This window comes from Pseudomonas sp. Irchel 3A7 (assembly GCF_900187565.1).
Classification (GTDB): Bacteria; Pseudomonadota; Gammaproteobacteria; order Pseudomonadales; family Pseudomonadaceae; genus Aquipseudomonas.
The window spans coordinates 139561-149739 of record NZ_FYED01000021.1 but is presented as its reverse complement, the minus strand read 5'-3'; the positions used below and the strand labels follow the sequence as shown (position 1 = coordinate 149739).

Annotated in this window: 8 protein-coding genes; 5 read left to right on the top strand and 3 right to left on the bottom strand. The window is 60.7% G+C overall.

Translation table 11 applies throughout. The features are described 5' to 3' along the window. Positions 1 to 142: 142 nt before the first annotated feature. Positions 143 to 1792, bottom strand: a complete 1650-nt coding sequence (locus CKW21_RS29140) for an acyl-CoA dehydrogenase family protein (RefSeq protein ID WP_095197263.1) — start codon at positions 1790 to 1792, stop codon at positions 143 to 145. A gap of 74 nt (positions 1793 to 1866) precedes the next feature. Then, positions 1867 to 4251, bottom strand: coding sequence for a hybrid sensor histidine kinase/response regulator (locus CKW21_RS29135; protein WP_095197262.1), 2385 nt, complete (start codon positions 4249 to 4251; stop codon positions 1867 to 1869). Positions 4252 to 4668: 417 nt separating this feature from the next. Here CKW21_RS29135 and CKW21_RS29125 point away from each other — a divergent pair, with 417 nt between their 5' ends. The 4 genes from CKW21_RS29125 to CKW21_RS29110 all read left to right on the top strand — a co-directional run bounded on the left by CKW21_RS29125 (position 4669) and on the right by CKW21_RS29110 (position 8198). Further along, positions 4669 to 5466 (top strand): hydroxymethylpyrimidine/phosphomethylpyrimidine kinase, encoded by a 798-nt coding sequence (locus CKW21_RS29125; protein WP_095197261.1) that lies wholly within the window; start codon positions 4669 to 4671, stop codon positions 5464 to 5466. Between the two features lie 18 nt (positions 5467 to 5484). Continuing rightward, on the top strand, positions 5485 to 6111 hold the full coding sequence (gene thiE / locus CKW21_RS29120) for a thiamine phosphate synthase (RefSeq protein ID WP_095197260.1): 627 nt from the start codon (positions 5485 to 5487) through the stop codon (positions 6109 to 6111). Between the two features lie 22 nt (positions 6112 to 6133). Next, the gene (hemL, locus tag CKW21_RS29115) at positions 6134 to 7417 is read left to right on the top strand and encodes a glutamate-1-semialdehyde 2,1-aminomutase (RefSeq protein ID WP_095197259.1); all 1284 of its coding nucleotides are present in this window, start codon (positions 6134 to 6136) and stop codon (positions 7415 to 7417) included. Positions 7418 to 7643: 226 nt separating this feature from the next. After that, positions 7644 to 8198 (top strand): tetratricopeptide repeat protein, encoded by a 555-nt coding sequence (locus CKW21_RS29110; RefSeq protein ID WP_095197258.1) that lies wholly within the window; start codon positions 7644 to 7646, stop codon positions 8196 to 8198. A gap of 140 nt (positions 8199 to 8338) precedes the next feature. Here the strand turns inward: CKW21_RS29110 and CKW21_RS29105 are convergent, their stop codons facing one another. Further along, positions 8339 to 8668, bottom strand: coding sequence for a DUF1820 family protein (locus CKW21_RS29105; protein WP_003185742.1), 330 nt, complete (start codon positions 8666 to 8668; stop codon positions 8339 to 8341). Positions 8669 to 8803: 135 nt separating this feature from the next. Between CKW21_RS29105 and miaB the strand changes: the two genes are divergently transcribed. Continuing rightward, complete coding sequence (gene miaB, locus CKW21_RS29100; RefSeq protein ID WP_095197257.1) at positions 8804 to 10132, top strand: tRNA (N6-isopentenyl adenosine(37)-C2)-methylthiotransferase MiaB; 1329 nt, start codon at positions 8804 to 8806, stop codon at positions 10130 to 10132. The last annotated feature ends 47 nt before the right edge of the window (positions 10133 to 10179 follow it).

The window sequence follows — 10179 nt, the reverse complement described above, 5'->3', positions numbered from 1 at the left end:
GAGGCAAGAGCGCGAAAGTCGCGCTCATCGCCTGCATGCGGGTACTGCTGATCAGGCTGAATGCCATGCTGAGAGACGGCACCGAATGGCGGTGACGAATGGCAGGGTGAAGACAGTTGCTCCCACAGGGGCCGGTGTGGTCTCAGAAACCCTGCGGGGTCGAACGGGTGACGATGGCTTGCACATCCAGCCCACGCGGCAACGCGCCATAAACCCGGCCAGCCCCATTCAGACGACTGGCGATGAATGCATCACTGACCGCCGAATTCCCCGCCTCCAGCAACAACTTGGCCTGAAGACCCAACGCAATGTCCTCGGTCAGTTGCCGGGCGCGATACTGGATGTCGTCGGTGTCCTTGAACGCCGCCTGCAATTGAGTGATGTGAGCAGCCAGGCGCTTGTCACCATGGCCGTCGCCCAATTCGCTGGACAATGCATCCAACACACCCGGCTCTTTCGACAGGGCCCGCAGTACATCGAGGCATTGCACGTTCCCGGAGCCTTCCCACGTCGAATTTACCGGTGCCTCACGGTAAAGACGCGGCAGGATACTGTCTTCGACATAACCGGCACCGCCCATGCATTCGGCGGCTTCGTTGATCATGGCCGGCGCACGTTTACAGATCCAGTACTTGCCTACCGCCGTCACCAGTCGGGCGAATTTCGCTTCCCGGGAATCATCCAGATGATCCAGCGCCCGACCCATGCGCAGGCTCAAGGCCAAGGCCGCCTCGCTTTCCAGCGCCAGGTCGGCCAGCACGTTTTGCATCAGGGGTTGTTCACTGAGCAACTTGCCGCCGACCATGCGGTGGGCGCAGTGATGGCTGGCCTGGGTCAGCGCCTGGCGCATCAAGGCACTTGAGCCGACCATGCAATCGAATCGGGTCATGGCCACCATTTCGATAATGGTCGGAACGCCCCGGCCTTCTTCGCCGACCATCCATGCCAGCGCACCACGGAACTCCACTTCGCTGGAGGCGTTGGAGCAGTTGCCAAGTTTGTTTTTCAGGCGCTGGATATAGAACTGGTTACGCGTGTCATCCGGGCGATGGCGCGGCAACAGGAAGCACGTCAGGCCCTTGTCGGTCTGCGCCAGGGTCAGGAAGGCATCGCACATCGGCGCCGAGCAAAACCATTTGTGCCCCACCAGTTCATAGGCCTGGCCAGGACCGCTGGCCCCCACCGGATAGGCCTTGGTGGTGTTGGCCCGGACATCGGTGCCGCCCTGTTTTTCGGTCATGGCCATGCCGATGGTGACACCCGCCTTGTGGGCCATGCCGACGTTACGCGGGTCGTACTCGGTGGCGAGGATCTTGGGCAGCCATTTGTCCGCCAGGTCCGGTTGCAGGCGCAGCGCCGGGACACTGGCGAAGGTCATGGTCAGCGGGCAACCGCTGCCGGCTTCCGCCTGGCTGTGCAGATACGTCATGGACGCACGGGCGACGTGAGCGCCGTCCTGCGGATGCGCCCAGGGCAATGAGGTCAGGCCATGTTCGATCGCCGCGCGCATCAGTTGGTGATAGGCCGGGTGAAACTCCACCAGATCGATGCGGTGGCCATAGCGGTCATGACTGTTGAATACCGGTTTGTTCTGGTTGGCCAGGAATCCCGCTTCCATCAGCGGCCCACCGGCCAGCGCGCCGTAAGCCTCGATCCGCGACTCGGCCCAGCCGGCCCCGAAACGCCGCGACCACTCCTGCAACGGCAAATCGATGCGATACAGGTTGGCGCCGTCCAGTGACGGTGGCTGGTTGGTGACTTCGTGGGTTTCGGCGAACTGATGCAGGTTCATGACGGGGCTCCTTTGGTCAGCCAAGGGATTTCAGTTAAGCACCGCCCTTTGGCCGAACAAAGTGTCATATCTGCCTAACTGTCGGCGCTTTCGCCCTGTTTCGGACAGAGCACCCGGCGATAGAGCGCTGCCTGCAAGTCTTCGAATTTTACCGGCTTGCTCAGGCAGTCGATCAGCGCGCCCGTCGGGCAACGTTCCCGATCCGCGCCTTGGGCGATCATGAACACCGGCAACTCGGCACAGCCCGGCAATGCCCGGATCTGGCAGCAGACGGACACACCCTCCATGGGTGGCACCTGACTATCGAGCAACACCGCATCAAAGGTTTCACACTGCAGGAACTCGAGCGCAGCGATGCCGTTGTCTGCGGTCCGCACCCGGAACCCGAGCTTGAGCAACATGCCACGCATCACCAATTGATTGATGTTGTTGTCATCCACCAACAGCACGGTGCAATCCTGCGGTAGCCGCAGACGCGGGAAGTCGCGCGTCATGAAGGGTACTGATGGAGCCTCGATCGCCGGGAATTCGAACTCGACGTCGAGCTGGAAACGACTGCCGCGACCGGGCTCGGAACGGTGCGTCAGACGGCCGCCGAGCAACTCGACCAATTGCCGGCAGATCGCCAGACCCACGCCCAGACCACCGTACTCGCGCGTCATTGAACCATCGAGCTGGAAGAACCGCTGGTACATCGTCGCCTCGCCCAGATCGGTAAAGCCGATGCCGGTGTCGATTACCGCGAAGGACAACGCCAGCCGATCGGAACTGACCGTTTTCCCGGTCACCCGTAGCGCCAGACCACCGACGCGGGTGAACTTGATAGCGTTATCCAGCAAGCATTCCAGGCATTGCGCCAACTTGGCACTGTCGCCGTGCAAGCGATCCGGTACGCCCGGCGCCACATCGACCTTGAAATCCAGAGACTTGCTGGAAGCATTACCTTCAAATTGCACGCGCAATGCCTCGACCACGCTACGCAGACTGAACGTCGACGGGGAAGCCTTGAGCTTGCCGGCCTGCAACTCGGTCAGCGTGAGAATGCCATTGACCATGCGCATCATGTCCCGCGCCGACCCGGCGGCGGTTTGTTGGTATTGCTCCAGTTCCGGGTCCATTTCGACGGTTTGCATCAGCTCCAGCGAACCGATCACGCCGTTCATGGGCGTGCGCAACTCATGGGTCAGGGTCGCGAGGAATTCGTCCTTGAGCTGGTTACTGCGGGCCAGTTGCTGGTTGAGGACTTCCAGCTTTTGCCCGGCGTCGAGCAGGGTTTGCGCCTGCTGCTCGCGCATGGCATTGATGCGGTCGGCCAGGGCAAGCGACAGCAGCGCCACTTCGATGGCCGAGCCGATCTGGCTGGAATACATGGTCAGGAACACGTTCGGCAGATAACCCAGGACCATCAGGGTGTTGATGATGCCGCCGAGCAAAAAGGCCGACCAGGCAATGATGAAATAGCGCGCGACCCGCAGCCCGCGCAGCCATGCGAAAATCCCCGCGGCAAAAATCACCACCGTGAAGGTCAGTGCCAGGGCCGTCGCCAGGCGCAAGGCCAGGGCATAACTGGTCATCAGCGATAACCCGACCACCAGTGCACTGAACACCACCAACGCCAGCAACAAGCGGTCAAGCCAGCGACTGTGAGTGGCCGTCTGCAAGAAACTGCGGGCGAACTGGCTGCCGAACAGTCCGGCACAGCCAATGAAAAACGGCGTCGCCGCGTTGGCCCACCAGGGATTGTCCGGCCAGAAATACTGCACGGCCGCGCCATTCACCGAAAGCTGATACAAGCCGAACGAGGCGATGTAGAAGATGTAATAGAGGTAGCTGGTATCCCGCACGCTGAGGTAGATGAACAGGTTGTAGACCAGCATTCCCAGCAATACACCGTAGATCAGCCCCAACACGTAAAGCCTGACCGGCTGCGCTTCGAGGTAGGCGGTGCTCGACCACAGCGTGACCGGCGCCTGGATCGAGCCCTGGCTTTGCAGGCGCAGATACAGGGTTTGCGTTTGGTCGGGAGTGAAATCCAGATTGAACAGGTAGTTGTTCTGGCGGATTTCGCGACTGGAAAACGGCAAGGCATCGCCGGTCTGGCGAACCCGTTGATAGTTGCCGACCGCATCGGGCTGGTACAGGTCAAGGTGATCGAGGGGCGGATAGGCCAGTTCCAGCAGCCAGGTCCGTTGCGCCGTCGGGTTGGTCGGACGGTAATGCAGGTCGATTTTCAGCCAGTACACCGAACGCGAATACCCGGCGTTGAGGGTGGCCTTGTCGTGAAGTTTGAAGTTGCCGGCCGCGGCCAGCGCGCGCACATCTGCGATGCTCGCCTGACCACCGGCATCTTCAAACACCTGCAGAGTTCGGCCCAGGGGGAGGCTTTGAGTGAACTCATCGAATTCGACGGCGTTCGCCAGGAGGGGCAAACACAACAGCAACATCAGCAAATAGCGCATTTATGCCCCAGCGTGGCCTTTCCGGTTCCGTCAGGAAGCCCCCCATTCCCTTTGAGTAGACGTAAAACCGGTGTTACCTGTTATTGGTTTGGATCCACTCTAGCATAGCCGTTGATGGCCATTGAGCACTATCTAAATTTTTCCTGAAAAGGCTCTAGCACGGGCGTTCCAGCGACGGTTATTGAGATAGAGCTGTTTCGCCAGTCAACGTGTGAAATGCCGAACCTCTGTGGCGAGGAAGCTTGCTCCCGCTCGACTGCGAAGCTGTCGCAAATTCCAATGGCACGGTGTAACGGACAGAATGTTTTGGGGCCGCTTCGCAGCCCAACGGGAGCAAGCTCCCTCGCCACAAATGTATCGGCTGGACAGGATGACACCACACCCGAAAAAAGATGTTTGGTGGTAAGCTCGCGCACCATGAATATCTACAGCTCTCGCCCCGTTGTCCTCTGTCTCTCCGGCCACGACCCAAGTGGTGGCGCCGGCTTGCAGGCAGATATCGAAGCCCTGCTCGCCCAGGGTTGCCATGCGGCTCCGGCCGTCACCGCCCTGACCGTGCAAGACACCGTCAATGTCACTGACTTCCGCGTCCTCGACCGTGAGTGGGTGTTGGCCCAGGCCAATGCCGTGCTCAACGACTCCGAAGTCGCAGCCGTCAAACTGGGCATGCTCGGTTCCCTGGAAATGGTCGACACCGTTGTCGAACTGCTTTCGGCGCACCCGCATTTGCCAGTGGTCTGCGACCCGGTGTTGCGCGCCGGCGGCGGCGGACGCCTGGGCAAGGACGAAGTTGGCTACGCCATGCGCGAACGCCTGCTGCCCCTGTCGATTATCGCCACCCCCAACCTCCCCGAAGCCCGAATTCTCGCCGAACTGCCTGAAGGCACCGCGGACGAGTGCGCTGAAAAACTATTGCCGTTCGTCAAACACCTGCTGATCACCGGTGGCCATGGCGACGAGACCGAAATCCACAATCGCCTCTACAGCCGCGATGGCCTGCGCCAGACCTATACCTGCCAGCGCTTGCCCGGCAGCTATCACGGTTCCGGCTGCACCTTGGCCAGCGCCCTCGCCGGCCGTCTGGCCCAAGGTGAAAACCTCGCCAGTGCCGTGCAGACCGCGCTTAACTACACGTGGCGCACCCTGCGCGATGCCGAGCAGTTGGGTAAAGGCCAGTTCGTGCCGCGCCGCCTGCCACTGGACTTCTGTTCGTAACGCCATGAGGGCTGTCCGATGAAACTACGTGGTCTGTACGCCATTACCGACAGCCATCTACTGGACGGTAGATTGCTTCAGTATGTGGAGGCAGCGCTGGAAGGCGGCGTCACCCTGCTGCAATACCGCGACAAGAGCAACGATGATGCCCGCCGCCTGCGTGAAGCCGAAGCCTTGCGTGAACTGTGCGAACGCTACAAGACCCGGCTGATCATCAATGACGACGCCGAACTGGCCGCACGCCTGAACGTCGGCGTGCACCTGGGGCAGACCGACGGTCCGCTGACCCCGGCCCGCGCACTGCTAGGCTCCAAGGCCATCATCGGTTCGACTTGCCACGCGCAACTTGAACTCGCCGAACAGGCCGCCAAGGAAGGCGCCAGTTATGTCGCCTTCGGCCGCTTCTTCAACTCCAATACCAAACCCGGCGCCCCGACCTGCAGCCTCGACCTGCTCGATCAGGCCCGCCAGCGGTTGCACCTGCCGATCTGCGCGATTGGTGGCATCACCCTCGACAATGCGGCCCCGCTGGTGGCCCACGGGGTCGACCTGCTGGCCGTGGTGCATGGCCTGTTCGGCGCCGAGAGCACGGCTGAAGTGACTCGCCGCGCCCGCGCATTCAACGAACTGCTTTCTATTAATTAGCTAAAAGTCTGAGAGCCCGATCATGTCTCGTTCCGAAACTCTGTTTGCCAATGCCCAGAAACACATTCCCGGCGGTGTGAATTCGCCGGTTCGTGCGTTCAAAAGTGTTGGCGGCACGCCGCTGTTCTTCAAGCACGCCGAAGGCGCCTACGTCACCGACGAGGACAACAAACGCTATGTGGATTACGTCGGTTCCTGGGGCCCGATGATTCTGGGCCACAGCCATCCGGACGTGCTGGACGCCGTGCGCAAGCAGCTTGAGCACGGCCTGTCCTACGGTGCCCCGACCGAGATGGAAACCCAGATGGCTGATCTGGTCTGCTCGCTGGTGCCGTCGATGGAAATGGTGCGCATGGTCAGCTCCGGCACCGAAGCGACCATGAGCGCGATCCGCCTGGCCCGTGGTTTCACCGGTCGCGATAGCATCATCAAATTTGAAGGCTGCTACCACGGCCACTCCGACAGCCTGCTGGTCAAGGCCGGTTCCGGCGCCCTGACTCAAGGCGTCCCAAGCTCGGCCGGTGTTCCGGCGGCGTTCGCCAAACACACCCTGACCCTGCCGTTCAACGACATCGACGCGGTTGAAGCCATGCTCGCCGAGGTCGGCCAGGACGTGGCTTGCATCATCGTCGAGCCCGTAGCCGGCAACATGAACTGCGTGCCACCGGCCCCCGGCTTCCTCGAAGGCCTGCGCACTTTGTGCGACAAGCACGGCGTAGTACTGATCTTCGACGAAGTGATGACCGGTTTCCGCGTTGCCCTCGGCGGTGCCCAGGCCCACTACGGCGTAACGCCGGACCTGACCACCTTCGGCAAGATCATCGGCGGCGGCATGCCGGTGGGCTGCTTCGGCGGCAAACGCGAAATCATGTCGCGCATCGCCCCGCTGGGCCCGGTTTACCAGGCCGGCACCTTGTCCGGCAACCCGCTGGCGATGGCGGCCGGCCTGACCACCCTGCGCCTGATCAGCCGTCCGGGTTTCCACGCCGAGCTGACCGACTACACCACTCGCCTGCTCGATGGCCTGCAAGTGCGTGCGGATGCGGCGGGCATTCCATTCGTGACCACCCAGGCCGGTGGCATGTTCGGTCTGTACTTCAGCGGTGCCGACGACATCGTGACTTTCGATGACGTCATGGCCAGCGATGCCGCCCTGTTCGGCCGCTTCTTCCACCTGATGCTGGAAGGCGGTGTGTACCTGGCACCGAGCGCCTTCGAAGCCGGCTTCACCTCGATCGCCCACGGCGAAGCCGAGCTGAAACTGACGCTGGATGCCGCCGAGCGTGCATTTGCTGCCTTGAAGTAATGCTCGAAACGCTGACGTTGGCCATCGCCAGCGTCAGCTTTCACCTACATTCCAACGCTTTTTCCTACTCATCTGCCATTAATCCCCCGCAAACAGGGCGATATATTTCCCTCGCAGCAGAAAAACGAGTAAAGACTTTGTAAGGTTGGCCCTGCTTATTTCATAATGCGCGCTTATTGGATCCCCTCGATGGGTCCGCGCGCCCTTCAGAGGTAAGTCGATTCCCATGAACCGCACCGGCCGCGCCCTTTCACTGGGCTGCCTGTTGCTCCTTCAGCCCCTGCTCGCGCTCGCACAAGCAGGCGGTAACTCGTTGTTAATCCCAGCGATGGGTCGCTGCACCCTCAATACCCAGCCGCAAGACCTGGCACAGGCGCTGGCCGCCTGCCAGAAAGCGTCGGATGAAGGGGATGCGCAAGCGCAATACGAGTTGGGTGAGTTCTACTACGAAGGCAAAAATGCGCCGCGCGACCTCAATCAAGCCCTGAGCTACTTCGAAAAGGCCTCGCTGCAAGGCCACGCCCAGGCGCAATTCAAGCTCGGCTCCATGTTCTTCCACGGCGAAGGTGTCCCGGCCAACAACGTTCAGGCTTACATCCTGCTGAAAATGGCCGCGGTCAACGGCGCTGAAGACGCACTGGACACCGCCGACGAAGTCACCGAGAAAATGCCCCGCGAAGAACTGGAAGTCGCCACTCAGGTGCTTGGGCAAATTTTCCGCAAATACCTGATGGAATTGCAGAGTGCCGACGGGCGTACGCCTTTCTCGCCATTGCCCTGATTTTCATATCGCCCTGGCTGCCCCCTTCGCGAGCAGGCTCGCTCCCACAGTTGATCTCAATTGTTCACACATTGTGTGTTCACAGGTGATCTATTGTGGGAGCGAGCCTGCTCGCGAAGGGAACGACTCGGTCTTGAGACTTACTTCTCAGGCATCGGCATCGGAAACGGCATCACATTGCCGACCGCACCGCGGGCTTCACTGATTTTCGGGGTACCCAGCCGCTCGACTTCATCGATGCGCACGATCGAGTGCATCGGCACGAAGCTGCGCACAACGCCTTCGAACTGCGCCTTGAGCTTCTCTTCGCTCGGATCGACGACCACTTGCGTGCGCTCGCCAAAGACGAACTCTTCCACTTCCAGAAAGCCCCACAGATCGCTCTGATAGATCTGCTTGGCGTACATTTCGAACACCTGGCCCTGGTTGAGGAAAATCACCTTGTAGATTGGAGCTTCACGTTTGGTCATGGTGGGTGAGTAACACATCGGGGATAAAAAAGAGGGCGCGAACTATAGCATAGCCACCGGACGCGCAGCGGTAGGAACCTGGGAACATGTTCCCTATAATGCGCGGTTCTTCGAATCACGTGATGACCCTTTTCCATGGCCAAGAAGCTTTATATCGAAACCCACGGTTGCCAGATGAACGAGTACGACAGCTCGCGCATGGTGGATCTGCTGGGCGAACACCAGGCCCTGGAAGTCACCGCTCGGGCTGAAGACGCCGACGTGATCCTGCTCAACACCTGCTCGATCCGCGAACGCGCCCAGGATCGCGTCTACTCGCAGCTCGGCCGCTGGCGCGAACTGAAACTGGCCAATCCGGACATGGTGATTGCCGTTGGCGGTTGCGTGGCCAGCCAGGAAGGCGCCGCCATCCGCGATCGCGCGCCCTATGTCGACGTGGTGTTCGGCCCGCAAACCCTGCACCGCCTGCCGGAAATGATCGACGCCGCGCGCATCAGCAAGCTGCCGCAAGTCGACGTCTCGTTCCCGGAAATCGAAAAGTTCGACCACTTGCCCGAGCCGCGCATCGACGGCCCGAGTGCTTATGTATCGGTAATGGAAGGCTGCAGCAAGTACTGCACCTTCTGCGTGGTGCCCTACACCCGGGGCGAAGAAGTCAGCCGCCCGTTCGACGACGTGATCGCCGAGATCATTCACCTGGCCGAAAACGGCGTGCGTGAAGTGACGCTGCTGGGGCAGAACGTCAACGGTTATCGCGGCACGACCCATGACGGTCGTCTGGCTGATCTGGCCGAATTGATCCGGGTGGTTGCCGCGGTCGATGGCATCGACCGTATCCGCTATACCACCTCGCACCCCCTGGAGTTTTCCGACAGTCTGATCCAGGCCCATGCCGAAGTACCGGAGCTGGTGAAACACCTGCATTTGCCGGTGCAATCGGGTTCGGACCGGATCCTGGCCGCGATGAAGCGCAACCACACCGCACTTGAGTACAAATCCAAACTGCGCAAGCTGCGGGCCGCCGTGCCGGGCATTTGTATCAGTTCGGACTTTATCGTCGGTTTCCCCGGCGAGACCGAAAAAGACTTCGAACAGACCATGAAGCTGATCCAGGACGTCGGTTTCGACTTCTCCTACTCGTTCGTCTACAGCCAGCGTCCCGGCACACCGGCCGCCGATCTGCCCGATGACACACCGGAAGCGCTGAAAAAAGAGCGCTTGAATGCCCTGCAACATCGGTTGAACCAGCAGGGTTTCGAAATCAGCCGACAAATGGTCGGTTCGATCCAGCGCATCCTGGTCACCGATTATTCGAAAAAAGATCCTGGCGAGCTGCAAGGCCGCACCGAAAATAACCGTATCGTCAACTTCCGCTGCGACAATCCGACCTTGATCGGCCAGTTCGCCGATGTGCACATCGACGCGGCCCAGCCGCATTCGCTGCGGGGTTCGCTGATCCAGTAACACCGCATTCCCCTGTGGGAGCGAGCCTGCTCGCGAATACGGTTTGA

Coding starts and splice junctions, on each gene's coding strand:
- CKW21_RS29140 (WP_095197263.1), bottom strand. CDS start 1,792: ATGAACCTGCATCAGTTCGCCGAAACCCACGAAGTCACCAACCAGCCA.
- CKW21_RS29135 (WP_095197262.1), bottom strand. CDS start 4,251: ATGCGCTATTTGCTGATGTTGCTGTTGTGTTTGCCCCTCCTGGCGAAC.
- CKW21_RS29125 (WP_095197261.1), top strand. CDS start 4,669: ATGAATATCTACAGCTCTCGCCCCGTTGTCCTCTGTCTCTCCGGCCAC.
- thiE (WP_095197260.1), top strand. CDS start 5,485: ATGAAACTACGTGGTCTGTACGCCATTACCGACAGCCATCTACTGGAC.
- hemL (WP_095197259.1), top strand. CDS start 6,134: ATGTCTCGTTCCGAAACTCTGTTTGCCAATGCCCAGAAACACATTCCC.
- CKW21_RS29110 (WP_095197258.1), top strand. CDS start 7,644: ATGAACCGCACCGGCCGCGCCCTTTCACTGGGCTGCCTGTTGCTCCTT.
- CKW21_RS29105 (WP_003185742.1), bottom strand. CDS start 8,668: ATGACCAAACGTGAAGCTCCAATCTACAAGGTGATTTTCCTCAACCAG.
- miaB (WP_095197257.1), top strand. CDS start 8,804: ATGGCCAAGAAGCTTTATATCGAAACCCACGGTTGCCAGATGAACGAG.